19 protein-coding genes and 1 riboswitch are annotated in these 25,294 nt (G+C 56.6%); of the genes, 11 read left to right on the top strand and 8 right to left on the bottom strand.

Annotated elements, in window-relative coordinates; translation table 11 throughout:
* The first annotated feature begins 101 nt into the window (after positions 1 to 101).
* Positions 102 to 575, top strand: a complete 474-nt coding sequence (locus tag ACUZ9Q_RS11595; protein WP_449247917.1) for a MarR family transcriptional regulator — start codon at positions 102 to 104, stop codon at positions 573 to 575.
* 14 nt (positions 576 to 589) lie between these two features.
* Positions 590 to 1,759 carry an MFS transporter gene (locus ACUZ9Q_RS11590; RefSeq protein WP_192113299.1) on the top strand — a complete coding sequence of 390 codons (1,170 nt, stop codon included), beginning with the start codon at positions 590 to 592 and terminating at the stop codon, positions 1,757 to 1,759.
* A gap of 166 nt (positions 1,760 to 1,925) precedes the next feature.
* On the opposite strand, the gene ACUZ9Q_RS11585 is transcribed toward ACUZ9Q_RS11590, so the two are convergent.
* The 3 genes from ACUZ9Q_RS11585 to ACUZ9Q_RS11575 form a co-directional block, all read right to left on the bottom strand.
* On the bottom strand, positions 1,926 to 2,138 hold the full coding sequence (locus tag ACUZ9Q_RS11585; RefSeq protein ID WP_192113300.1) for a hypothetical protein: 213 nt from the start codon (positions 2,136 to 2,138) through the stop codon (positions 1,926 to 1,928).
* A 210-nt stretch (positions 2,139 to 2,348) separates the two neighbouring features.
* Positions 2,349 to 2,810 carry a Fur family transcriptional regulator gene (locus tag ACUZ9Q_RS11580; RefSeq protein ID WP_192113301.1) on the bottom strand — a complete coding sequence of 154 codons (462 nt, stop codon included), beginning with the start codon at positions 2,808 to 2,810 and terminating at the stop codon, positions 2,349 to 2,351.
* Between the two features lie 94 nt (positions 2,811 to 2,904).
* Positions 2,905 to 3,135, bottom strand: coding sequence for a hypothetical protein (locus ACUZ9Q_RS11575; RefSeq protein ID WP_215648092.1), 231 nt, complete (start codon positions 3,133 to 3,135; stop codon positions 2,905 to 2,907).
* Here ACUZ9Q_RS11575 and ahpC point away from each other — a divergent pair.
* A complete protein-coding gene (gene ahpC, locus ACUZ9Q_RS11570; protein ID WP_215648091.1) occupies positions 3,134 to 3,700 on the top strand; it encodes an alkyl hydroperoxide reductase subunit C in 567 nt (188 codons plus the stop codon). The genes ACUZ9Q_RS11575 and ahpC overlap by 2 nt on opposite strands.
* Positions 3,701 to 4,676: 976 nt before the next feature.
* On the opposite strand, the gene ACUZ9Q_RS11565 is transcribed toward ahpC, so the two are convergent.
* Positions 4,677 to 5,888, bottom strand: coding sequence for an iron-containing alcohol dehydrogenase (locus ACUZ9Q_RS11565; protein ID WP_300552659.1), 1,212 nt, complete (start codon positions 5,886 to 5,888; stop codon positions 4,677 to 4,679).
* A gap of 429 nt (positions 5,889 to 6,317) precedes the next feature.
* Complete coding sequence (thiC, locus tag ACUZ9Q_RS11560; protein ID WP_192113305.1) at positions 6,318 to 7,598, bottom strand: phosphomethylpyrimidine synthase ThiC; 1,281 nt, start codon at positions 7,596 to 7,598, stop codon at positions 6,318 to 6,320.
* A gap of 57 nt (positions 7,599 to 7,655) precedes the next feature.
* Positions 7,656 to 7,771: riboswitch (TPP riboswitch) on the bottom strand.
* Positions 7,772 to 7,855: 84 nt separating this feature from the next.
* Here thiC and ACUZ9Q_RS11555 point away from each other — a divergent pair.
* Together ACUZ9Q_RS11555 and ACUZ9Q_RS11550 are read left to right on the top strand one after the other, a co-directional pair.
* Positions 7,856 to 9,220 carry a TrkH family potassium uptake protein gene (locus tag ACUZ9Q_RS11555; protein ID WP_227118838.1) on the top strand — a complete coding sequence of 455 codons (1,365 nt, stop codon included), beginning with the start codon at positions 7,856 to 7,858 and terminating at the stop codon, positions 9,218 to 9,220.
* 42 nt (positions 9,221 to 9,262) lie between these two features.
* Complete coding sequence (locus ACUZ9Q_RS11550; RefSeq protein WP_192113307.1) at positions 9,263 to 9,922, top strand: potassium channel family protein; 660 nt, start codon at positions 9,263 to 9,265, stop codon at positions 9,920 to 9,922.
* A 67-nt stretch (positions 9,923 to 9,989) separates the two neighbouring features.
* Here the strand turns inward: ACUZ9Q_RS11550 and ACUZ9Q_RS11545 are convergent, their stop codons facing one another.
* The 3 genes from ACUZ9Q_RS11545 to ACUZ9Q_RS11535 form a co-directional block, all read right to left on the bottom strand.
* Positions 9,990 to 11,312 carry an amino acid permease gene (locus ACUZ9Q_RS11545; protein WP_297145937.1) on the bottom strand — a complete coding sequence of 441 codons (1,323 nt, stop codon included), beginning with the start codon at positions 11,310 to 11,312 and terminating at the stop codon, positions 9,990 to 9,992.
* Positions 11,313 to 11,381: 69 nt separating this feature from the next.
* Positions 11,382 to 13,682 carry an Orn/Lys/Arg family decarboxylase gene (locus ACUZ9Q_RS11540; protein WP_449247916.1) on the bottom strand — a complete coding sequence of 767 codons (2,301 nt, stop codon included), beginning with the start codon at positions 13,680 to 13,682 and terminating at the stop codon, positions 11,382 to 11,384.
* 383 nt (positions 13,683 to 14,065) lie between these two features.
* The gene (locus tag ACUZ9Q_RS11535; RefSeq protein ID WP_449247915.1) at positions 14,066 to 15,115 is read right to left on the bottom strand and encodes a M48 family metallopeptidase; all 1,050 of its coding nucleotides are present in this window, start codon (positions 15,113 to 15,115) and stop codon (positions 14,066 to 14,068) included.
* A gap of 201 nt (positions 15,116 to 15,316) precedes the next feature.
* On the opposite strand from ACUZ9Q_RS11535, the gene ACUZ9Q_RS11530 reads away from it, so the two are divergent.
* The 6 genes from ACUZ9Q_RS11530 to ACUZ9Q_RS11505 all read left to right on the top strand — a co-directional run bounded on the left by ACUZ9Q_RS11530 (position 15,317) and on the right by ACUZ9Q_RS11505 (position 25,289).
* A complete protein-coding gene (locus tag ACUZ9Q_RS11530) occupies positions 15,317 to 15,820 on the top strand; it encodes a FlxA-like family protein (RefSeq protein WP_227118835.1) in 504 nt (167 codons plus the stop codon).
* 116 nt (positions 15,821 to 15,936) lie between these two features.
* Complete coding sequence (rbr, locus tag ACUZ9Q_RS11525; RefSeq protein WP_192113312.1) at positions 15,937 to 16,512, top strand: rubrerythrin; 576 nt, start codon at positions 15,937 to 15,939, stop codon at positions 16,510 to 16,512.
* A gap of 526 nt (positions 16,513 to 17,038) precedes the next feature.
* Positions 17,039 to 18,439, top strand: coding sequence for a TolC family protein (locus tag ACUZ9Q_RS11520; RefSeq protein WP_192113313.1), 1,401 nt, complete (start codon positions 17,039 to 17,041; stop codon positions 18,437 to 18,439).
* Positions 18,440 to 18,660: 221 nt separating this feature from the next.
* Positions 18,661 to 20,958, top strand: a complete 2,298-nt coding sequence (locus tag ACUZ9Q_RS11515; RefSeq protein WP_227118833.1) for a type I secretion system permease/ATPase — start codon at positions 18,661 to 18,663, stop codon at positions 20,956 to 20,958.
* 73 nt (positions 20,959 to 21,031) lie between these two features.
* Positions 21,032 to 22,993: an HlyD family type I secretion periplasmic adaptor subunit gene (locus ACUZ9Q_RS11510; RefSeq protein ID WP_297145948.1), complete on the top strand. Its 1,962-nt coding sequence runs from the start codon at positions 21,032 to 21,034 to the stop codon at positions 22,991 to 22,993.
* Positions 22,994 to 23,153: 160 nt separating this feature from the next.
* Complete coding sequence (locus ACUZ9Q_RS11505; protein WP_449247914.1) at positions 23,154 to 25,289, top strand: HD domain-containing phosphohydrolase; 2,136 nt, start codon at positions 23,154 to 23,156, stop codon at positions 25,287 to 25,289.
* Positions 25,290 to 25,294 lie beyond the last annotated feature (5 nt).

The following is a 25,294-nucleotide window of genomic DNA, read 5'->3' as shown; positions in this document are numbered from 1 at the left end:
GGGAGTGAGCGAATGGATCGGGGCATACGTTCGTTCAGAATTTTTGTTGACATGGAAACAATTTTTCAAGATTGTTTCCATGTCAACAAAAAGGAGCAGTCATGAATCAGCCTCACAGGATTGTAGCCGAGCTCATCAAAATTTCTGAGCATGCCGATGCCTTCAGGCATGGGAGAGAAGACTTTTTTGATGACCTGAACCTCACGGAGGTTCATTGCATCCATTGGATAGGAACTCTTGATCATGCCAATGTGACAAAGGTTTCTAACGAGATGGGCATGACGCGTGGGGCCATAAGTAAAATCTGCAAAAAGCTGCTGAAAAAAAAGTTTATCGAAAGTTATCAGGAGCCGGAAAATAACAAAAATATCTATTTCAGGGTTGCAGAAGGCGGAAAAAAAATATTTGAAGCCCATAAAATCAACCATGACAGAACATTTGGCGAAAAAGTCTGCATCGTAAATAAATATGATGAAGACGAGCAGGCAATTATACTGCGTTTCCTCATGGATATTAACGCATTTGTTGAACGCGGCTATGAACATATTTACACAAATTGCGAGAAAGATGAATAATGGAGAATATTATAATGAATTCAGCAACAGTCAAAAAAGACGTTGTGTATTCCATATCGTTCGCGCATATGCTGAATGACTGGTATATGAATATTATTCCTATACTTACGCCATTTCTCATTGCGGCTGGTTTTGGTATTGGAGAGGTTTCGTTTGCCATTTCCGCCTTTACCATTACCTCATCGCTTTCTCAGCCGCTTATTGGCTATATGGTGGACAGAAAAAACCAGAGCTGGATGATATATGTGGGCACGGCCTGGCTGGCGATACTGCTGAGCTGCATAGGTCTGACCCACAGCTCCACCATGCTGATTGCGCTTGCGGCCCTTTCCGGTCTTGGAGCTGCGGCTTTTCATCCGCAGGCATCGGCTATGGTTAGCGCTGCGAGCGGGCAGAAAAAGGGAATGTATCAGGCTGTTTTTGGGGCTTCGGGGAATCTTGGCTGGGCGCTTACTCCCCTGTTTGTCATCCCGCTGGTGGAACGGTTTGGCCTGAGCGTCACGCCCTACTTTGTGGTGCCGGGCATTATTGTTACGGTATTATTGGCCTTCAAGGCTCAGAAAACGCCCGCAAGATCGCAGGCAGAAACAGTGTCGATGATGGAGGCCCTGCGCCCCGCCTGGAAAGAGCTGAGCAAGCTGGTGCTGATTATTGCCGTCCGCACACTGACTTATTCCGGCCTTGTGGCCTTTCTTCCTCTGTACTTGCAACAGCAGGGCATGAGCTTGTCCGTCTGCTCCCACTTGCTGTTCATTCTGCTGCTTTCTGGTGCAGCAGGCGGCATCGCGGGTGGTTATCTTTCAGACAGGTTCGGTAAAACCATTGTTATTTTCTTGTCCCTGGCCCTCTCTCCCATTTTTTTCTACCTCTTTCTGCATGTTGGCGCAGGCCTGCAACCTGTAGTGTTTGCCCTGGCCGGGGCGACGCTTCTTTCGTCCTTCTCGCCCATTGTGGTGCTGGCGCAAGAGCTGCTTTTCCGGCAGGCCGCAATGGCATCAGGATTTTCACTGGGATTTGGCATCGGCATTGGTGGACTTGGCGTTGGCCTTGTCGGGCTTGTCATCCAGTATGCAGGTCTTGCCCTTGCCATCAATATGCTGATCTGCCTGCCCTTTGTTGCTGCCTGTATAGCCCTGACGCTGAAAGGCCGCAAAACATTGGAGCAGGAGGGGTTCGCGCAATAGCGCCCCTGGCCGATGAGGTGGTGACTTTTTGCGGTCTCGTTGGGCAGCATGAAAAAAGCCCCGGCACATGGTACAGGCCAGGGCCGGGGCTAAGCCGGTTCGCACTCTGCCTACATGACGAACCGGAGGAGGGGGCATGTGGGATCGGGAGTTTTTGCCTTGATCTCTATTTTTTGGGGTCAAATTTCAGCCGCTTGCTTTCAAGGCGTTGCGCCTCTGCATCGTTGGGGGTGCAGCCGCATGAGCTTTTTTTGCCATCGCCGCAGCCGCCATCGCAACAGCCGCATTTGCCCTTGCTGACCGCCGTATAAATCCTGCGGCCAAAGTAATATGCAGCCGCAATTATGCACAGTATGACGATAATCAGTTGAATATCCATGTCTTCACCTCTTGTTTCCTCCAAAGTTCCTTGCGGCGCAGGGAGGATGTGCGAGTAGTTTGCCCTTGTAGAAAATGAATGTCAACTTCATTTAAACGGGCCATAAAAATTATTTACCTTGTGCGGAAAGCATACACCCGTTCACTACGGAATAAAAAAGGGCTGCCCAAGGGCAGCCCGAAAAAATCGCTAAAGCGCAAAGCGTGGGCCTTAGTCGTCCTTGGCGGCCTTGTCTCGGCAATCCTTGCAGATGCCATACAGGTTATGCACATGACCGCGCAGCTTGAAGCCGTATTTTTCGGCCATTTCACGCTGGAGTTTTTCAATGCGCGGATCGCATATTTCCACAATCTTGCCGCAGTCAAGGCAGACAAGGTGGTCGTGATGGCTGTCCGGCTTGGCAATTTCGTAGCGGGTGATGCCGTCGCTGAAGTGAATTTCCATGGCAAGGCCAGCATCGCAAAGCAGCTTGAGCGTACGGTATACGGTGGTTTGGCCGATGCCGGAATCGCGCTTGATCACGTGCTGATAAAATTCTTCAAGCGAGTGGTGCCCGGGCAATTCAAAAAAAGCCTCGGCTATGATTCGCCGTTGGGATGTGGTGTTCAGGCCTTTGCGGTTCATGAAATCCAGAAATTCCGAAAGACCGGCATTGTTTTGCTGTGTTGTCATATATATGCCCACCCCCGAATAACAAGTGTGCGTTTGTTAAAACTGTCGATGCGGCCAGGGCTTGCAGTCGCCAGCATGTAGGGTACCTTTTGGCCTAAAAAAAGGCAAAAAGCAATGCAGCGGCTAAAAGGCGGTTGTGCACTGTTTTACTGCCCTGCAAGCTATGGTAGGGTTGCGGCGCGTGGAGAGCAAGGGCGTGTGCGGAAAAAAGAGATTTTTCAGCCGTAATTTCTTGACAGATTAAATAGGATTGAATACTGTTTTCAAAACGAAGTTGCAGCAACCTCTGCCGGAGCGTCACGCTTCGCCATAAGGATACAATCATGGGAAATCTCATCAATAAAGCGGTTGAACCTTTCAACGTAAAGGCTTTTCACGGTGGCGAGCTGAAAACTGTTACCGAAGCAGATATAAAGGGGCACTGGTCCATCTTCTTTTTCTATCCCGCGGACTTTACCTTTGTGTGCCCCACGGAGCTGGAAGATCTGGCCGATAACTACGAGCAGTTTAAAAAGCTCAATTGCGAAGTCTATTCCGTATCGACCGACAGCGCCTTTGTGCACAAAGCCTGGGCCGATGCCTCGCCCAGCATTGCCAAGATTCGCTACCCCATGCTGGCAGACTGCGCCGGAACGCTCTCCAACGCGTTCGGCGTCATGATTGAAGGCGCGGGGCAGGCCTTGCGCGGCAGTTTTCTGGTAAATCCCGATGGCGTCATCAAGGCCTATGAAATCCACGACACGCCCATTGGCCGCAATGTTGAAGAATTGCTGCGCAAGCTGGAAGCCGCGCAGTTTGTGGCCGAACACGGCGATCAGGTATGCCCAGCCCGCTGGAAGCCCGGCAGCGCCACCCTTAAGCCCGGCCTTGATCTTGTAGGCAAGATCTAGGCAGAGATTTTTCACACGCAGACACAGCGCCTTTCTCTTCCTCCAATGCCCTCCTCAGGCAACCCCGCTAAAAGAGGCCAGCACGCAAGTGTTGGCCTCTTTTGACGTGTGGGTTTTGCCGCGCGGCGGCGTGGAGGAAGGAAAGGCAGGACTGTTTGGGCGCGGGGTGGGTGGGGGAGCCTGTCGAGCGTATTTACGCAAACCCGACTTTTTTGGCCTGACGGCGTTAAAATCCTGTTTTTGATGCTCACGTACTTGAGTACGCTGCGCTCAAAAACAGGATTTTAACGCCGTCAGGCCAAAAAAATGCGTATTTTGCAAATTCACTCAACACCAGCCATCGCCTCCGCATCCGCTCCGGCGAGTATAAGGAAGGCGACCCCACGACCAGCTTCTGATGGTGAATATATTTTTTGACTCGTAAATTTCCTGTCTGGTCATGGCTGAACGGAAATTGGTATCGTTACAAGTAATTTGCGGGGATGTCAGAATATTCAGAGCTACTGAGAATAATGTAAATGCAATCCAGAAACTAACAATTATATTAGGGGTATCGAGTTGAAACTGTCCCACATTCAAAGCGAAAGTGTCCTCTGGCATTAACGCGGCGTTGGCGGAGGGAGATCACCTGAGAGAGTGCAGCGAACGAAGGAAGCTCCCGCAGCAGATGCCGCGTTGCCCTCGCCACGCTAAGGAAGTTGAAAGCCCTTCTTATGGGGGTGCTTCGGGGGGGATGCAAGGGGGGCCGAGAAGGGGGCGTAGCCCCATAACCGGCCCCGCCTTGCCGCGCGCCGCGCAGGCGTCCCAAGCTTCGCCTAAGGGCGAAATAGTGCGCCCGCAGGGCTGCAACCACTCACAACACCACGCCGGGAAGGCAAAATTGCGCGCCGCACAGGCACCCCAAAAAAGAGGCCAGCACTCACGCGCTGACCTCTTTCAATTGCAACGCACCGTGCGTTGGCAATGGCGATCCTTTTTAAGCCATGGGCTTGAGAGAATTGTTGTAAATGCGCGCCACGCGTTCCCGCGTGCCTTCCACAGGCGCAACGGAAATGAGCAGGCCCAGCGAAGGGGTCTGTTCCACCAGATCACAGAACTTGTCCACGTCAGCGGCGGTCACGCCGATGTCTTCAAGCTTTTGCGGCACGCCCACACTGGCAAGCCACTGCTCCACAGCCTTGGCGGCCTGCGGAGCTTCTTCCGGCAGGCCCTTGAGGCCGGGGGCCAGGGGCGCAAGAATGTGCGCCAGCACATCGGGCCGCGCGGGGTAGCATTCCAGGATTACTGCGGGCAACAGAACGGCAAGCCCAAGACCGTGCGACAGGTCGGGGCTGACGGCGCTCAGGGGGTGCTCAAGCGCATGCGTGAAGTGCAGCAGACCGTTATCAAAAGCCACGCCTGCCTGCATGGCGGCGTAGCACAGCTGATAGCGGGCCTTGAGGTCGCAGGGATCGGCAAGGGCGGCAGGCAGCCACTGGTGCACAAGCCGGATGGTCTCTGCCGCCAGCGAAATGGCAAAGGGGTTGGTGACAGTGGTAGTGGCGGCTTCCACCACATGGTTGACGGCGTCAATGGACACATAACGCGTCTGGTCGGGTGAAAGCCCGGTCATGAGCGCGGGGTCGTCAATGGCAAAGCGGGGGTAGATGCAATCGTAAGCAATGGCGGGCTTGTAGTTCAGCTTGGTCACAGTTGCCACGGCAAAGCGGTTGACTTCACTGCCGGTGCCGTGGGTGAGGTTGATGGCAATGATGGGCAGGGCCGCTTGCGGCGTAAAGCGGAAGCAGTACAGATCATCGCCAGTCTTGCCGGGGTTTGCCAGCAGGATGGCGGCGCTCTTGCCGCAGTCGATGGGGCTGCCGCCGCCTATGGCCAGCACTGCGCCCGCATTGACTGAACGGCCCAAGGCTGCGGCCTCGTCCACACTGTCGGTGGTGGGGTTGGGGGTGACGCGATTGTAGAGCGCCAACGTGACTCCGTGCTTCTGTGCCGCGGCTTCAACCTTGTCCCAAGCGCCCGTGATTTTGTATGAACGCCCACCGCAAACGCAGAGTATGGACGTGATGCCCTCGCTCTTAAGCTGGGCAAGGATATCGTCTATTTTATCAATGGCGCCAACGCCCAGATAGGTAGTTGTCTTAACGCGGATTTCCCGCACATTCTTGTAATCGGCAGCCTGATCCCACATATGATCCTCCAGTGTGCTATGGCACATATCCGCCGCGAGGGCGGGTTGATTGAAATTTTGTTATTTTTTTCACATGAAATGTTTATAAGAACTTTCGGGCAGATAGTAAAGCTCTTTGAGCGCACAAACATTTTTCCACGCAAAATTGACACACGGGAGAAGCTGCGCGGCGGCATGCAGAACGGGCAATGCCAGCGCGCTCAGAACTTTGAGGGGAGGGTGCGTTCCGCTGTGTGCGGGAGCAATCATTATGGGGTATGCAGGCCGCGATGCTCCTGCTGAGGCAAAAAAAGGAGGCCTCCTTGCGGGGGCCTCCTTCAGTAAATCAGGGAACCTGCTCGACAATGATTTTCTGAAAAATCCTTGTCGCAAAATGCGGGCAGACAGGCTTTTGCCCGCAATAAGCGAGCATTTCAGCTGTTAAATGTTCTAATGGCCGCGCAGCATCTTGACGGAGCAGAATTTGCCGCACATGGCGCAGACTTCTTCTGTCTTGTGGTCTTCGCGGCGTTTTTCGAGCATCTGCGGGTCAAGGGCGGCCTTGGACATGGCTTCCCAGTCCAGAGCCTTGCGGGCGGCGTTCATGGCAGCCTCGCGGGCAACTGCGGCGGGGCGGCCAAGGGCCACTTCGCCCACATGGGCGGCCACGCGCGAGGCCATGACGCCAGCGCGCACGTCCGCTTCGTCAGGCAGGGTAAGGTGTTCGGCCGGGGTGAGGTAGCACAGAAAGTCCACGCCAGCCTCAACGCCCATGGCGCCGCCGATGGCACCGGCAATGTGGTCATAGCCGGGGGCGCTGTCGCAGCACAGGGGGCCGAGCACGTACAGGGGGGCATTGTTGGTCAGGCGCTTGATGCCCTGAATCTGGGTGCGCACCTGATTGAGCGGCACGTGACCGGGGCCTTCGATCATGCACTGCACGCCGCGTTCAAGGGCGTATTTGGCAAGCTGGCCCAGGTTGATGACTTCTTCCCACTGGGCGGCATCGCCCGCGTCCACGCCCGCGCCGGGGCGCAGGCCGTCGCCCAGCGAAAGGGTGACATTGTAGGGGCGGCAGATGTCCAGCAGGCGGTCGTAGTATTCCAGCAGCGGATTTTCCCGGTTGTTTTCGAGCATCCAGCGGGCGAGCATGGAGCCGCCGCGCGAAACAATGCCCAGCACGCGGTTGTTTTTGACGGCCATTTCAGCGCCGCGTTTGGAAAGGCCGCAGTGCACGGTGATGAAGTCCACGCCCTGTTCAGCCTGCTTGGCGATTTCGGCAAACAGGGCATCGGGCTGCATGGTGGCGATATCCAGCTCCGCGTCCAGAATCTGCTGGCCCACGGCATAGAGCGGCACGGTGCCAAGCGGCAGGGGGCAGGCCTTGAGCATGCCGAGGCGCAGGGCGTCAAGGTCGCCCGCGATGGAAAGATCCATCACGGTGTCGGCTCCGGCATCAAGGGCGGCCTTGATTTTGCGTTCTTCCGTAGCAGGGCAGTTGCACAGGGGCGAAGTGCCGATGTTGGCGTTCACCTTGATGCGTGAGGGCTGGCCCACAAGAATGGGCTTGAGGTTGGGATGCGCGGGGTTGCCCAGCAGCACCATTGTGCCCGCCTCTATGGCTTCAACAATGGATTCGGGGGCGAGTTGTTCTTCCTCGGCCAGATTGGTGAGGTGTTTGTCCAGCAGGCCGCTCAGAGCGGAATTCTGCGAACGAAAAGATGCAGACATGGTTGTGCCTCGCGGGTTGCGACGCAGGGCGCAAAAAAAGCCACAAGCAGCGGAACAGCGTCGTGGCCGCGGCTTCCCTACGGCAGTGCGAACTGCGTCAGGTTCATAGGGTCTGGGTTTATCCCACTCTCAGCCGCCAAACCTTACGATCCGCGGCTCCCCTAGCACTGGTTACATGAATACTCCGTATGCCATCTGCTGTAAAGCCCGCCTTGCCATGCCTTGCATTTACCTGCCCCGGCTGGCATAGACGGGATATGGCAAGAAAACGTTTTTTGAGTCCCTTCACCTGGCCGGTGTTGTCATTCCTTGCGGTTATCATTGCGGGGTCAGTACTGCTCGGTCTGCCTGCAAGCTGGGCCAAGGGGCAGAGCATCAGCCCCATTAACGCCTGCTTTCTCGCAACCTCGGCTGTCTGCGTTACCGGTCTTTCGCCGCTGGACATAAGCGAGGTGCTCAGCCCTTTCGGCAAGGGGGTACTGTTGTGCCTCATCCAGACCGGCGGGCTGGGGGTCATGACCTACACAAGCATCATTTTTCTGCTGTGGCGCAATAACGTGCCCTTCAACAGCCGCGAGGCCGTAAGTCAGGCCTTGCTGTGGGGTGACTTCAGTCTTGCCGCCTTTTTGCGGCAGGTGCTTGGGCTGGTTTTTGGCATTGAGGCAGTGGCCGCATTCCTGCTCTGGCTGCACGACCCTGTATTTTTCTACCCGTTCAGCGCCGTGTTTCATGCTGTTTCAGCCTTCTGCAATGCAGGCTTTGCCCTGAGCACAACCAACCTGGCTCTTTTTCGGGACGACGTGGTCGTTAATGCCGTTATTGCGTCCAGTGTTGTTCTGGGGGGCATAGGCTTTGGCGTGCTGCGGGAATTTCTGGGCATCTGCACGGGGGGGCGCATGGGCGCGCCTGTGCGCCGCCTCAGCCGCTTCAGCCGTCTGGTGGTGAAAACAAGCCTTTCAATTATTGTTCTTGGCTGGGTGGTCATGTTCGCCATTGAGTTCTGGCGAGGGAGCGTGCCGAGAACAATGGATGGATGCGCCGATCTTGCCATCACCATGTTTTTTCATTCGGTGGTGGCGCGTACAGCAGGCTTCAGTTCCATTGACCTCGTCGTGCTGAGCGATGCCACCCTGCTGGTGTTGATAGCCCTGATGTTTATCGGCGGTGGCCCCGGTTCATGCGCTGGCGGCATCAAGGTTGTGACTTTTCGCGTGCTTGCGGGCTACATTGCCGCCCAGTTCCGGGGCGACAGCCAGATTGTGCTTGAAGGGCGCGGCGTGGCGGCTGAGAATGTCAGCCGGGCGCTGACCCTGTTTTTTGCCTATTCAATGCTTGTGGGGATTTCGGTCTTTCTGCTTGCCATCACGGAAGGTGAAGTTATTGCCGGAGCGGGCACTCAGGCCGCATCCTTTTTGCGCCTGCTGTTTGAAGAAGTTTCGGCACTTGGCACTGTAGGGCTTTCCGTAAATTTAACGCAGGATTTGAGTTCTGCGGGCAAGGGAATCATAATTTTCAGCATGTTTGCGGGCCGGGTGGGCATTTTGAGCCTGCTTATGGCGGTGCAGAGCCTGCGGTCAAAAAAGGCCTACAGTGTGGCAGAGGCCCAGCTTCCCATCGGGTAGGCGGGCCTGCCCGGTCGTGGCCTGACGGTCAGAGAGGTAATTATGGCGGAAAAAAAACTGGAAATCGGCGTTATCGGCCTTGGCAAATTTGGCCTGCGCATGGCCTCCACCCTGGTGTCGCTGGGGCATACAGTGCTTGGCATTGATATGTCCGAGGTCAGGGTGCAAAGGGCGGAAGAAGCGCTGGATACCGTATACAAGGCCGATGCCACCAATATTGCCGTACTGCGGTCGCTGCATGTGCAGGATCTGGACTGGGTGGTGATCAGCGTTGGGGAAAGCGTGGAACAGTCGTTGAGCATCACCCTCAACGTGCAGGAGCTGAACGGCCCCAAGATATGGGTAAAAGCTTCCAACGAAGAACACAAAAAAATTCTGCAACGCCTGCATGTTACCCGCGCAATGGTGCCGGAAACCGAGGCTGCCGTCATGGCGGCCCACCAGTTGACCCACCCCGGCATGCTCGACCTTATCCCCAAGTACGGCGGCATTGCCATTCAGGAACTGCGCGTGGAAGAGTGGGACGGGAAAACCCTCATTGAATTGAACCTGATACAGCAGTTCAATGTTATGGTCATGGGTATTCGCCCGGCGGGGAAAAATGCCTTTGTTTTTGTGCCGCCCGCCACAACAGTTCTGCACAAGGGAGACTCTCTTGTGGTGGCCGGAAAGGCAGATTCCATGCGCATGCTCAAACCCTGAGCCTGACCAGATGCCGAATAGAAACAAAAAAGGCCTTCCCATGAACCGGAGAAGGCCTTTTTTTACGCTATCCCTGACGGGCGGGGCGTGGTTTGCCCACATAGAAAATGAACGCGCCCAGCATGACAATGACAGCCCCGGACAGGGCGTTTTTTTCCGCGCCGGAAAAGGCGATGAGGCAGAACATGCAAGCGCCGAGCGATGCCGCAACCTTGAGCCATGCGGCCCGGTTGCGCAGACCATACCGCTTGAGCAGCGCCAGAGCAGAGTAATAATAGGCCGGGAGCGTCAGCAGCACGGCCACGCTGGTAATGCTGTTGAACAGATCCTGCGTGTCCCCCGCGCGGCTGACAAGCATCATCAAAAGCAGCATGGCGCTCATCATGCAGGCTGAAAGAACCAGCCCTGCTACGGGCTGACCTTTGGCGTTTTTTCTGCCAAAGATGGGCGGCAGGGTTCCGTCCTGCGCGGCGCGGCAGCCAGCGTTGGAAACAAGCATTATCCATGAGCCCAGCGAGGCCAGGCAGGCAAAGGCGGTCACTGCCGAAACCATGTCCGGCACCAGATGGGCCAGGGGCAGCCCTGCGCAGATATGCCCCATTGCCAGCGAAAAGGGCGCGCCGGATTCCGCCATCTGCTTTGCGGGAAACATGCCCGATATGGCCGTGCAGGAAAGTATGTACACAAGCCCGGCCAGAGCCGTGCCGATGAGGGTGGAAAGCGGAATGTTGCGCTTGGGGTTGTCCACCACGGCTGTGTTCACCGAGGCGCTTTCAACCCCTATGAAGCTCCAGATGCAAAGCACAACGGCGCTCATGACGGAGCTGCCCGCAGGTTTGCCCCCGGCGAGCCAGTTGGCGGAAAACACTGCAGGATCAAAATACAGCCAGCCCACAGTGCCCGTAATGAATACGGGGATCAGCAGCAGGACGACCCCGATGGAAACAAGCCTGCCTATCCAGGCCGCGCCCAGAATGTTCACGCCTGTGAATATCCAGATGAGGGCCAGCGATGCGAAGCCTGCCCACAGGGGATGCTCCAGAGCGGGAAAGAATACCGAAAGATAGTCCACGCCGGTTATGGCTACGGCCAGATTGCCTATCCAGTTGGCGTGATAATAGAGCAGGCCCGTCTGATAGCCCAGCTCCGGCCCGATTTCGCTGGCATAGGCTATGGGGCCGCCCTCCTGCGGGTCTTCCATGCCCAGACGGGCAAACACATAGGCCAGGCCCATGGCTCCCAGAATGGCCACCAGCCAGCCAATGACCGATATGCTGCCGATGCCCGCAAGGTTTGCGGGCAAAAGAGCAATGCCAGACCCCATCATGTTGCCCGCCACCACAGTGATGCAGGCGAAAAGACCAAGTTTTTTAGTGCCCGGCGTGGTCATGGCTGCCGTCCTTTTGCTGCGGTTAAAAATTGCTCTCCGGCGCTCCGGGGCAGGAATCAGCGGACATGGCTACTTTTTTACGCACAATACGCTGAAGTATTTTTTGCCATCGCGTTCTATGCGTTCTACGCCGTGGATGTCGCTTTCATAACCGGGAAAGGCATTTTCAAAGTTTTGGCGCGCCTCAAGATAGGCAAATATGGGTTCCGCCGCCTCGTTCATCACCTCGCCGCCCATCATGACGGGAATGCCTGGCGGGTAGGGCACAATCATGACAGCCGGGACGCGCCCGCGCAGGTCGGCCAGTTCCACATATTCCACATTGTGGCGCACCACTTCATGGTAGGCCTCCGCAGGCCGCATGACCTGATCTGGTATGCCCTGAAAGGCTGCCTGCATCTTGTCCAGCAGCTTGTGCTCGCGGAAGTGTCGATGGATGGCGTTGCTGTGATCTCTGAGGCCAATACCTTTGTATGTTTCAGCAAAGGCGGCGTAGAGATCGGGCAGGGCAACGCTCAGCGGGGCATTGGCGTCATAGAGCTGCTTGAATTTGAGCAGGCCCGAGATGAGCGCCCCTTCCTTGGCCTTGGTAGTGCCGATGGAGTTGAGCAGCAAAAAGGAATAATAGTCGGTTTTTTCGCACACCACGCGGTGCCGTATCAGGTAGTTGGTGACAATAGCAGCCGGAATGCCCGTATCCGCCATTGTGCCGTCTTCCGCAAGGCCGGGCGTGATGAAGGTCAGCTTGATGGGGTCAAGCATGACGTAATCCGGCTCAATATCGTCAAATCCGTGCCAGTTGTTGTCGCTGTTCAGCACCCATGGAAGCTGGTTTTCTGCCAGATATTCGGCGGGCACTTCCAGAAAGTCATGCATACCCTTCTGATAAGGAACCCTTCTGGGCTGCCACATGCTGAAAAACCAGTCGCCCCTGGCGGTCATTTCTCGCTCCATGAGGGTGATCTTGCGGCGGATGCGAACGGCCTCGGCAATGGTGTCGCGCAGCAGCACCTCGCCGTCGTCGTCCATCATCTTGGTGGCCACATCGAGCGAGGCGATCATGTTGTATTGTGGCGATGTGGAGCCGTGCATCATGTAGGATTCGTTGAGTTCATCGCGGTTGATCCGCACATGCGTACCGTGCTTTACGTGCAGCATGGAGGCCTGCGAAAAGGCCGTGAGCAGCTTGTGGGTGGACTGCGAGCAGAAAATGGGCGGATGATCGGCCACATTGTCGGCATCCGTCATGCCATAGTGGTTCTCATACATGGGGCTGAAACGGGCGTATGCGTACCACGCCTCGTCAAAGTGCAGGTTGTCCACGCTCTTGCGGAGCTGCTTCTTGATGTTGGTCACATTGTAGCACAGCCCGTCATAGGTGGAGTTGGTGAGGGCGGACATCTTGACCCGGCAGCTTTTCAGCTCGTCAGGAATGAGCTTGTTGGCGGCGATTTTTTTATGGATGCTTTTTTCTGAAAATTCGGAAAGCCTGCACGGCCCGATGATGCCGCGCCGGTTGCGCCGTGGCGTCATATACACGGGGTATGCCTCGGTAATGACCATGGCATAGTTGAGCGATTTGTGACAGTTGCGGTCAACAAAGGCTATGTCGTCACGCAGCACCTGGCTGCGCCAGATGATCTGGTTGACGTTGGAGGTGCCGTTGAGCACATAAAAAGTTATGTCCGCCCCAAAGACTCTGGCGGAATTTTCTTCCGCATCGCCAACAGGGCCATTGTGGTCAAGCAGGGAGCCAAGCTCGGGAACGGAAATGGAAAGGTCGGCGCGGAAGACGTTTTCGCCAAAAAACTTGTGCATGGCCACGCCTGCGGGGCTTTTGAGAAAACCCTCGCCGCCCATGTGACCGGGCGTGTGCCATGCGTATTTGTATTCATTGGCGTAGCGGGCCATGCCGCCGAAAAAGGCCGGATACACCGTTTGCAGGTAATCGCTGACCAGCACTTCGATGCGTCCGGCCAGAAAATCCACGGTATCTGTTATCTTCCAGATGCAGTCGTCCACCTTGGAAAGAACATCCGTGGGCAGATTCTCCAGCTCGGAATGATCAGTGAGCAGCACAACCGGGATGGTTTTATTGCGCAGGCGGATGTTCTCAAGCAACTCTGCTGCCGTTGCCTGCTCTCCGGGGTCTTCGCACTGTATATCCCAGTCTATGATAACAGTTCCAAGGTCTGCGCGGGATGCAAAAATATTTATAGCGTCTTCATATCGCAGGGATATGAGAACAGAGCATCCCTTGTTTTCCACAAGCTGCTTTTTCAGGTCGCGCAGTCTGCAACCTTCATCTGTTGCCGCGTCAAATTCACCAGAAACAATCAGTACAGGCCATTCATGCTTGTCTATGGGCATTGGCGCGCTCCTTACCATTACAGCGGCAAGTAGAGGGTGTGCGCAGCAGGGGATGCCTGCGCATGATGACGGTGTGTTGTGCAGACTGAATGCCTATCTGTCTGTTTGTCTTTTATCGCTCAAAGTATAAACTTTGTCCATTTCTGTCTGGCTAAGGTTCAATAAAAATTATGCATTTTCCGTGAGGGCTTATGCAATATATTGAAGCGTCATTGCGGAATACTCTGGATATTTTTTAATATAACCCGCCATCGCGCGCGGGTTTGCACCTGTCGCTCATTTATGGAGCATCTTGGTAGTTGGTGTGCGGCGTGGTTCATGTTGTCAGCCGATGCAGGATTGCGCATGTTTGCGCGCGGAGCGAGGGCGAGGCTTGGGGGAAATCAGCGGCTGGGGGAGGCATCCTCGCCGGGCAGCGCCCACCATGGCAAGCTCCGCCACGCGGCGTTGAGCGCCTTTTCACGCGCGGGCCATTGGGGCGAAAAGCGGGCTAGCTCCTCCCTGTAGGCCGGGGAATGATCCATATGGCGCAAGTGGCACAACTCATGCCAGCACAAATGCTCCAGCAGCGGGGCTGGCAGAAGCAGGGCGCGCCAGTTGAGGCTGATGCGTCCCTCCGGATGTGCAGGGGCGAGGGCTGAGCCGCTTTGGGCAAAGGATGGGGCCGCGTCATATGCGGCGGGCAGGGGCGGGGTGGAAAAAAAGTTGCGGATGCGCGTGGTGAGCTGTTCCAGCGATCTGGGGCGACCAAAAGCCCCTTGCGGCAGCTTTGACCGTTGCGCTACGGGCTGAGGGGGGCGGCCCCGGCGCAGGCGGGAGCAACTGCCCCAGCGTCCGCTCTGGTCCCGCACGCTGACACCCGCAAGGGCAAAGCCTTCCGTTGTCGCAAGCTGCTCCAGATACGGCGGCAGCAGGCGTGCTGCTTTTTTGCGGCACCACTGGCGCAAGGCCTGCGCGCATAAAGAGATGTCATCCACGGCGCCATACAGGCGCACCTGATCTGAACTTTCCACCAGCAGCAAACGCCGTGCACCGTTGGCAACCTGTACCGTGGCAGTTTTGCCGGTTTGCGCAGTGGCGGCTTTGCGCCCTGCTGCCATATCCCCACCGGGTACAACGGCAAAAAATTCGCCTGTGAGCGGCAGGGTGATGCTGGGCGGCAACTGGGGGGCGGGCACCCTGCGCAGCAGGGTTGTGCGGGCGCGCTCCAGCCAGGGCAAAAAGAGCGGCAGGCTTGATTGGAGTTGTGCTGGTCCCATGGTCAGCGGGGTAGTCAGCACAAGGCCGCCCCGAGGCGTGAGCGACAGCTTTGCCCTGCGCGAACGGGTTGAAAGGCGCACTGCCGCCGCCAGCCGCGTTCCATCGGCCAGGGTAAATTCTACCGTGGCGGGCAGGTCGTGAAGGGGGGTGGCAGGGACTTTGCGGGCAGGCATGCAGCAAAGCTGCCATAGGCGGCCAAGGCTGTAAAGACTGCCTGCGGCATGGTTGTTGCTGTACTACCTGCGGAAAGGTGCATCCGGCAGATTTTGCCGGGTGCAAACCCGTTGGGCAGCCGCACCCAGGGTTTCTGTGGGGGAGCCACTATTAAAAATGATGCGGCATTTCGCAGCTAAGATTACTGCGGGGGGCGTCATATGAGTGCAACAGGGATTGGCAATCTGTTGGGTTCCAGCAACGCTGAGGCGGTTTACAAGGTTGGTCTGGGGTCGAATACCATCCGTACGCGCAGCGATTCGTCCGATTCAGGCGACACCGTTGATATATCTGATGAAGCCAAGAAGCTTTTTTCTGAAAAGATCCACATGTACGACAAAGGCTCGTCAACGGCTGCGACATCGCAATCTGCGGAAGACAAGGGCGATACTTCTGCCGAAACTGCCGATGGTGAAACCGGCAAAGCTGGTGGCGGTGGTTCGACCAAGGCCGGGGGCGCTGGCGGCGGCGGTAGCGACAGCTCTTCCGATCCTACCGAGAAGATCAAGAAGCAGATTGAGGCCCTGAAGAGCCAGCTTTCCAGCTTGGCCAGCCACGCTGGCAGCGGCAGCAGCGCGGCGGTGGAAAGCAAAATCCAGTCGCTCGAGTCGCAGATTGCGGCTCTCGAAGCACAGCTTGCCGAAGCGGAGTCTACTTCTGCTTGACATAGGAATGATTCCTGATTAGAGTGGTTCAAGAAGAGGGGCGCTGTTGACCATGCTCTTCTTTGCCGTTGCGCCAATAGGCGCGCAGCCACCAATCATTCCAAGGAGAAGACGCTATGAAATCGCTGAAAGGCAGCCAGACGGAAAAAAATATTCTTACAGCCTTTGCTGGTGAATCTCAGGCGCGTAACCGCTATGACTACTTTGCCGGGCGGGCCAAGAATGACGGTTTTGTGCTGGTGCAGGAAATTTTTGTAGAAACTGCCTTGCAGGAAAAAGAACACGCCAAGCGCCTGTTCAAGTTCCTTGAAGGTGGAGATGTGGAAATCACGGCGGCGTATCCTGCCGGGGTCATCGCTGACAGCGAGGCCAACCTTATCGCAGCCGCCAGTGGCGAAAACCACGAGCACACCGTCATGTATCCTGAATTTGCGGCTACGGCTGACAAAGAAGGTTTTTCTGAGGTTGCTGCCGTCATGCGCCAGATCGCCGTTGCCGAGGCCTACCATGAAAAGCGTTTTCTTACGCTTGCCAAGGATATCAAGGAAGGGCGCATGTTCATGCGCACCAAGCCTACGGTATGGCGTTGCCTGAACTGCGGCTGTCTTGTGGAGGGTGACCACGCTCCCGAGATGTGCCCCGCGTGTGCGCATCCCAAGGCCTACTTTGCAGAGCTTAACTACACGTTCTAGGCGGCATCGGCTCCGGGATTTTTTGTCTTGCCCGTTTTCACACCGAGGCTGACAGCACGCGATGTGTGCCAAAGGCACTCGCCGGACGAGATGATGTTTTTCACGTAACCACCTTGAATTATTGTCTACAGGTATCAGTCGAGCTGCGTCGACCACAAGCGCCAAATCTTTTGGGTCTGGCGCTTTTTTTTTGCGAAGCGGCATGCGTCTGACGCAGAGCCGTCACCGTTGAGGGGCAGCATGCTGATGCGTGCCTTGTTGGATTTGAAAAGTAATCAACTATTTATTATGCAAAGTTTTTGCGTGTAAATATAGTTCGGGCAGTTGTCTTTTGCTGTTTCCCGCCATTTGAAAGGTATCTAAATATCTTGCAGGACTGGGGCTAAGTGGTTACAGCTAGTAAAAGGCATGTCGTTATATGGGTGGGGAAGGGACTCTGCCATCTATGTAATGTGGTCCATACTGGTCGATATGCCCACAAGCGGGAGAATGCGGACGGTGCATTTTTCAAGCTGAGGAGTCAACCGTGAAACAGATTATCTGGGGAGCCCTTTTTTCCCTGCTTTTGGCAACGGCGGCCACTGCGGCTGAAACCGGTTATCCCCCACCCCCGCCAGCGGGAAAGCCGCTTTCGGTCGAGGATTCCATCTATGGAGTGCTGCGTAATCACCATAATCTGCGGGGCATGATCGAAAACCGTGAGGTGCTGGATCATGAAGTAAGGCGCGCTCAGGCTGGCTTTGGCCCCCGCGTTGACGTTACAGGGCAGGCTGGCGGCAGCGTCTTGAGCGATTCGAGCACCCGCAGCCAGAACCTTGATTCGCAGATGTGGGGCAAGGTGGGCTACAGCGCCCAGCTTGTGCAACCCATATGGGATGGTTTTGCCACCCGTTCGCGCGTCCGTACTGCCAAATCCACTCTCGAATCCCAAAAGTACCGTGTATTCGATACGGCGACATCGCTTTCTCTTGATGCGATTATCGCCCATATTGATTTGCTGCGCCGCAGAAAAATCTACGAACTTTCCGAAGAAAACGTGGCCCACCACAAGTCTCTTGTGGGGCAGGCCCAGGATCGCGCCAGCCTTGGCGCGGACACTGCCGCAGACGTAACCCAGGCGCAGTCGCGCTTGCAGCGGGCGCTTTCAAGCCTTTCTGAAGCCAAGGCATCCCTGCTTGTGGCCGAGGAAACCTATACCCGGCTTACCGGCTTGCCAGCGGCCAGCCGCTTGCAGACCGTGACCATGCCGCCCCAGCTTTACACCGCATCGCAGGCTGTTCTGGAAAAGGCCAAAAAAAGCAATCCCAAACTCGCTGCCTATTTGCAGGATATCCGTGCTTCGCGGGCCGAGCGCGAATTGGCGGATTCGGCCTTTTCTCCCGCGCTCAATCTTGAAGCCGGCCCCAACTATACCAACCTTGGCGGCACAAGTGATCGCTGGGTGTACAGTTTTGACGTCATGGGCGTAGTGCGCTGGAATATCTTCAACAGCGGGGCAGACGTGGCTGAACGCCGCGCCGCCTCAGCCCGCATGCGCCAGTCGCGCCAGGTGATGTACAATTTTATTGATGATCTCAAGCTGGATGTGGACAGCACCTGGGTCAACTATCTTGCTGCCCAGGAACAGTACAACCACTATTCCAAGGCCATAGAATACAACAAGTACACGCGCACCGCCTATATCGAACAATTCCAGATTGGCAAGCGCAGTATTCTGGATGTGCTGGATACAGAAAGTGAGCTGTACAACTCTGCAACCCAGGCAGAAACCGCACGGGGCAATATTCTTGTGGGCGCGTACAGGCTTTCGGCGCTCACTGGCAATATGCTGCCAGAAATGTCCATCAATACCGGCCCGCTTGGGCAGAGCGCACCCAAGGAACCGGAAGATCCCCGCGAGGAGTTCGCTCCTGGCTGGTTCAACTGATAATCCATTCCGCATGCCCCGGTTAAGCCGGGGCATGCGGCGCTTATGTAAAGGGCGCAAATCCTTCTTTACCAGGCCGGGATCCTTGGCTGGCCCATGCGGCGCGCCTTGTGCCTCTGGTCTGTAAAGTGAACTCCCTCGGGGTAGGGGCTTTGCCGCTCTGCGTGATGATAACGAAATGATGATGCCGATTTATCCCCATCGGCATCGATGGAATATGCATGGATACAATTTCCACGGATTCAGAAGAAAAGGCACAGCTCACATCACCTGAACAGAAATCCGGCGGCAGGCGGGCTCCGCAAAAGCCAGCAGAGGCGGCACCGGAGCAAGCCTCCAGCCTTGCAGGACACAACTCAACCGAGGTTCCGCGCACAGCGCCGACCATGGGACCGTTGCGGCCTTCAGACGTGGACTTTATGCCCGGCTTGTTGCGCAGCCTTTCGGTCTTGATGCGCCTGCGCGGGCGGGTAGTGTCGCCGCATGTGCTCATGGCCGGGCGTATCGCTTATCGCCCTGATATCGCAGATATTCCAGGCCTTGTGCTGCCGTGCATTCTGTTGCTCTCCCACGACCGTTCGTGCGTGCTCACCGCCCTTGACGGCGACATGGCCGAGGTGATTTTTCCGGAAACCAGCGAAAGCACGCAGTTGGTGCCAGTAGAGGCATTGACGGACGAATACTCCGGCTATGCGCTCTTTGCCGCAGTGGAGGCAGCGCCGGATGACCGTTCCGAACACCTCAGCATTGCCCGCGGCAAGCGCTGGTTCTGGGATGTGCTGCGGTACTATGCGCCCATCTACAGGCACGTGGCCCTGGCCAGCGTGGTCATAAACCTCATTGCAGTGGGCAGCCCGCTGTTTGTCATGAATGTCTATGACCGCGTGGTTCCCAACAATGCCATTGAAACATTGTGGGTTCTTGCCAGCGGCATCTGCATTATCTACATGTTCAATTTTCTGCTTTCGGCCCTGCGCACGCATTTTGTGGATGTGGCTGGCCGCAATGCGGATATCGTTCTTTCCAGTTCGCTGGTGGAGAAGGTGCTTTCCATGCGGCTGGATGCCAAGCCCGAATCCACCGGGGCGCTGGTGAACAACCTGCGCGAGTTTGAGCAGTTGCGCGAATTTTTTAGTTCCTCAAGTCTGCTTGCCTGCATCGACCTGCCTTTTCTGGTTATTTTTCTGCTGCTTACGGCCTTCATTGGCGGCCCTATGGTGCTGCTGTCCATTGGGGCAATGCCCATCATGATCGGCATTGGCCTGCTGCTTCAGCACCGTTCGCGCATGAGCGCCGAGGCCAGCTACAAGCAGAACATGCAAAAAAATGCTCTGCTGGTGGAAATTGTGGGCGGGCTGGAAACGCTCAAGTCCTGCATGGCTGAAAGCCGCATGCAGAAGCTGTGGGAATCTGTGGTAGGCCTTTCGGCCCGCTCCAACAGTGAATCCCGCAAGTATAACAACCTCGCTGTCACATCTTCCATGCTCATTACCCAGCTTGTTACTGTGGCCATGGTGGTGTGGGGCGTGTACCGCATATCTGATGGCCTCATGACCATGGGCGCGCTTATCGGCTGCAATATCCTGGTGGGGCGCACCATGGCCCCGCTGCTCCAGATGGCCTCGCTGCTCACCCGTTTGCAAAATTCGCATGTGGCCCTCAAGGCGCTGGACATGCTGATGATGCTGCCTTCTGAAAATCAGACGGAAAAAACCTGCATGGATTTTGGCATGTTGCGGCCTTCGTTCGCTCTTGAAGGTGTTTCTTTTGCCTATCCCCGGCAGGAACGCCTGGCTCTGGAGCATGTTTCACTGCGCATTGAGCCGGGAGAACGCGTGGGCATTATCGGACCCATGGGATCGGGCAAAAGCACGCTGTCAAAGCTCCTCATCGGCCTTTACCAGCCCAAGGAAGGGGCGGTGAAGTTCGGCGACGTGGACATCAGGCAGATTCCCAGCATGGAACTGCGTGGCCGCGTGGGCGTGCTGCCGCAGGATGTGGTGCTGTTTTACGGCAGCATTCGCGACAACATCGCCCTGGGGGATCCCACCATCAACGATCACCTCATTCTGCGTGCTGCCTCCCTGGCTGGCGTCACAGACTTTTTGCGCAACAATCCCGCTGGGTTTGCCGCGCAGGTGGGCGAGCAGGGCAAGGCGCTTTCTGGCGGGCAGCGTCAGGCGGTGGCCCTTGCGCGCGCTTTGGTGCGCGACCCTGAGGTGCTCATTCTGGACGAGCCCACCAGCAATATGGACACGGATTCAGAAATGCTGCTGCAAAAAAGGCTGCAATCGGTCATTGGCGGGCGCACCCTTGTGCTTGTGACCCACCGGCTCTCCATGCTGCGCATAGTGGATCGGCTCATTGTTATGGAAGGCGGACAGATCAAGCTGGACGGCCCCCGCGATGCTGTATTGCAGAGCCTGCGCGACCGTTCGAAAAAGAACGTGACCAATGTGCAACAGACTGCCCCGCAGGAAAAATCTGCGAACGCCTTTGCCCATGCCGCCAACGCCTGAAAAATCCGGCTTTGCTGAAGACCTTGGCTTTTTGTTTTGAAATGACCGCCCAGCGGTTTTTGGAGAAGGGCGCATGCAGTTGCCACAGAAGACTATGGATATGACCGGGGCTGAAAGTCAGCCAGAACATAAAGCAGGGGCGCAATGCGGCACGTCAAAGCCCGATGTGCTCCTGCCTCCTGGCATGGAGCCTTCGGTCTTTCCGCAGCCGGGCGGCATGCCGGGCATGCCCTTTGGCTCGCATTTTTCACGGCCCAATATTGACGCGCCCCTGCCATCAATGCCCGGCAGCGATAACATGCTGGAACCTGCCGCTGATTTTGGCGCGGCCGCGCCGCTCGGGTCAGGCCCGGATGCGGGCGCTGGCCGATTGCCTGATCTGGATGCGCTGATGGCCGATCTGGGCCAGAATGCCGGAGACATGCAGCCCATGGGGCTGGATGCTGCCGCTGCCAAAAAGAAAGAACCGAGCAATCTTGAGCTTTTTTTGCGTCAGTTGCTGCGGGGCGGGGAGCACGAACAGCGCCCGGATAAAAGCCTGAAGCAGTCGTTGCATGAAACTGTAGACAGAATTTTGGGCAAGGGCGGTCAGCAGGGATCTGGCGGCATGGCGAACGCTCTGCAGCAAGGCAATCCCGGTCTGTTCGCAGCCATGGACGCGCCCCTGCGCGGCCTGACGCCCGATGATATCCTTTTTGCCAACGAAGTGGACGCCGCCCTCGCCCGGCGGCCCAAGTTCGGCGTGCGCGCGCTGTCCATCAGCGTGGCAGCGTTTTTTCTATGTCTGATCATCTGGGCGGCTGTTGCCAGCGTGGATGAAGTGACCCATGCGGAAGGTTCGGTTGTTGGTTCGCAACGCACCCAGACCATCCAGAACCTTGAGGGCGGTATTCTGCGTGCAGTGCTTGTGCACGAAGGGCAGATTGTGGACAAGGGGGCGGTGCTGGCGCAACTGGACAATGAGATGGCCGAAAGCGCCTACCGCGACGCCGTAAACAAGGCCATGGAAAACAGCCTCGCCATTATCCGCCTTGAAGCCGAGATCAAGGGCGACAAGCCTGTTTTTCCAGAAAATTTTGACATGTGGGCAGAAAAAGTCATTGGCCGCAGGGTTGAGGCCGGCATGCTGGGGCGCATTCACCAGATCATTCAGGATCAGGAAAATGCCTGGCACAGCCGCCGTGAACAGCTCAACGCGGAAATTGATGTTCTACAGTCCCAGTATGTGCAGCGTCTGCATGATGTGGAAGAACTGACTGCCCGCAAGGTGCAGCTCGACCGCAGCCTCGAGCTTTCTATCGAGCAAAAGAATACGGCCTACGCCCTTGTGCAGCGCAACAACTTTTCCAAGCTGGAATATCTCGGCATGCAGCAAAAGGTTGTGGAATTGCAGGGCCAGATAGATTCCCTTGCCGCCACAATCCCCAAGGCCAAGGCCGCGGCGGACGAATCCAAGCAGCGCATAGCATCCCGCAGGGCCGAGCAGATTGCAGCGGTTACTGACGAGATCAACAAGCGCAGGCAGGAACTCAATTCACTGCGCGAAAATCTTTCGGCAGGGCGCGACCGCGTAACCCGCACGGAACTGCGCGCGCCTGTGCGCAGCACGGTCAAGCAGATATACATTTCCACCGTGGGCGGCGTGGTCAAACCCGGCGAACCCATCATGGATCTTGTGCCGCTTGACGACACCCTGGTCGTGGAAGCCAAGGTCAAACCGCAGGATGTGGCCTTTCTGCGCCCGGGACAGAATGTCATGGTCAAGGTTTCAGCCTATGATTTCTCCATTTACGGCGGGATTGAAGGCAAGCTTGAATCCATCAGCGCCGATACCATTGAAGACAAAAGGGGCGAGCACTTTTATCTTGTAAAGATCCGCACCCAGAAAAACGCCATTGTCTACCATAACGAATCTCTGCCCATTATGCCGGGCATGGTGGTGACGGCAGACATTATGATCGGCAAGAAAACCGTGCTGGATTATCTGCTCAAGCCCATTCTCAAGGCCAAGCAGAATGCCCTGCGCGAGCGGTAGAACGAAAATGCGGGCAGACTGGCTTTAGCCTGCGCAAGCCAGCATTTTCAGTGTTCAATGATTCAGAAATCGGCGCGGTCTGGGGCAAGCCGTTCGGGCATGTACCCTCTGGGTTATTATACTGGTTTATCGAGACGCGCAGCCCGATGAAGGAAAATATATGGCACCCCAAGAACTGACTCTCCCAGGCGTAGCCCAGCGCAACCGCAAGGCGGCGTTGACCATGTCGGCACTATTTGTGCTGGTGCTCTGCCTGATTTTTATTTTTGCACGTTGGTATCTGCATGATTCGCGCGCTCAGCTGCTGCGTGAAATGGGGCAGGACATGAACTCCCAGGCCTCGGGCAAGGTGGCCCTGCTCACCGTGTGGTCTGGCACCCTTGCCGGTCAGGTAAATATTTTTGTCGCGCAGGATATGCTGCGGCTGTTTGCCGCAGAGGTTGCCAGCGCGGGCGTGCCCGCCACGGATATGCTGCAGATGGCCCGGCAAAGCCAGAATGGGGCCGAAGCGGATACGGAGCCCCCGGCGGACACTGCCAGCAACAGCGAGCTACTGAAAAAAATTGCCCCGCGCCTTCCGTTGATGGTCGACTATCTCAGCGACTTCATGGAGAAAAACAGCTTCAGCGGCGCGAGCCTGGTTAACACAGACATGCAGATGTACCTCGCCCCGGAAGGAGTGCAGCCGCCCGATGAGGAGCAGAAGCCCTATTTGCAGCAGGCCCTGAACAGCAAACAGCCTGTTCTTATGCCTGTGCGGCGTGAAAACGGCAGGCTTGTCATGGATATGGCCTTTCCCATTTTTGCGCCTTTGTATGTGGATTCAACCGGCGACCGGGTGGTTTCCCTGTTGCTGGCCACCTACAGCGTCTTGCCTGTAACCGCTGCGGCAACGGGCGAAGCGGGCAATGGCAGCCAGTACAATACATTTATTCTTCAATCCTTTGGTGAAAAGCTGCAACGCATTGCGCCTACCGAAGTGTCGGGCGTATCAGATTTGCCCGGCTGGTCGCTGCATGATGAAAAACTGCCGCTCGGCACACGTATTGATCCCGGCCTGCCGGAAGGCGAGCGCGAGATATACGGGCTTGCCCTGCCCGTGCCCAACCTGCCCTGGCTTGTGGAGCAGACCTTGCCCATGAGCCGCATTGATGAAAAGTTTGCCGGCATACGGCAGAATGTCGTTGTGGCTTCGCTGATCATGGCGGCGCTGGCTGGCGGCCTGCTGGCCGCACTGTGGTGGAGCCTTGTGAGCCGTAACGAGCGCGCCGTGGCGGAGCAGATGCACAAGCTCTATCTGGTGGTCAACCAGCAAAAGCAGATCATGGACGGCGTAAATTCCGCCCTGTCGGCAGGCATAGTGCTCAACGACCTGAACGGCGTCATCCATTACGCCAACCAGAGCTTTGCCCGTTTGTGCGGCAGGGAAAAAGCCACGGAGCTGCGCGGGCTGAAATATTCCGAGCTGGATATGGAGCTTGCGCGCAGCCTTGTAACCCACACGCTGGCCGTGCACAGGGCGGGCGAACCCTTCAGCTTTGCCGAAGCCCTGCTGGTGGATGGCAAGCTGCGCTATTATCTTACCTCCTGCACTCCGTTTCGGGATGAAAACGGGCGGCTCTCGGGCATGGTCTCCGTGTACAGCGACATGACGGATATAGCTGTGGCGCAGCAGCGTTCTCAGCAAATGGTCGCCCAGACCGTCAACGCTTTCGTCAAGGCCATTGAAGCCGTGGATACCTATCTGCGCGGGCAGTCGGCCTTTACGGCGCAACTGGCGGTTTCTCTGGCCTGCGGGCTTGGCCGCAACGATGCGGAAACCCTTGCCACCCTGCGCACGGCAGCCAACCTCTCGCATGTGGGCATGATCCAGCTTCCCAAGGATCTGCTCACCAAGACAGGCGCGCTCTCGGCGCAGGAACGGGCTTTGCTGCAACAGCATGTGGAATTTGCCCGCGAGGCCCTGGCAGACATAGACTTTGGCCTGCCGGTGCTGGAGGCCATCACCCAGATGTACGAGCGCCTGGATGGCAGCGGCTATCCCCTGGCCCTGAATGATGGGGCCATCTGCCAGAACGCCCGTATTCTGGCGGTTGCCAATACCTTCTGCGCGCTTATGCGGCCACGCTCCTACCGCGAGGCGCACAGTACGGAAGATGCACTGAATATCCTGTCCGAAACTCCGCCCAAGTATGACGCCACCGTTGTTGGCTCTTTGCGGGCTTTTCTGGAAACAGAGCAGGGTATGGTTTTTCTGGAGCATTTGCTTGGCGATCCGCAGCCAAACAGCGCCTAATAGGT

The organism is Desulfovibrio desulfopostgatei, assembly GCF_053570645.1.
The sequence above is the reverse complement of the archived record's forward strand: the minus strand, read 5'-3'. Positions and strand labels throughout refer to the sequence as shown.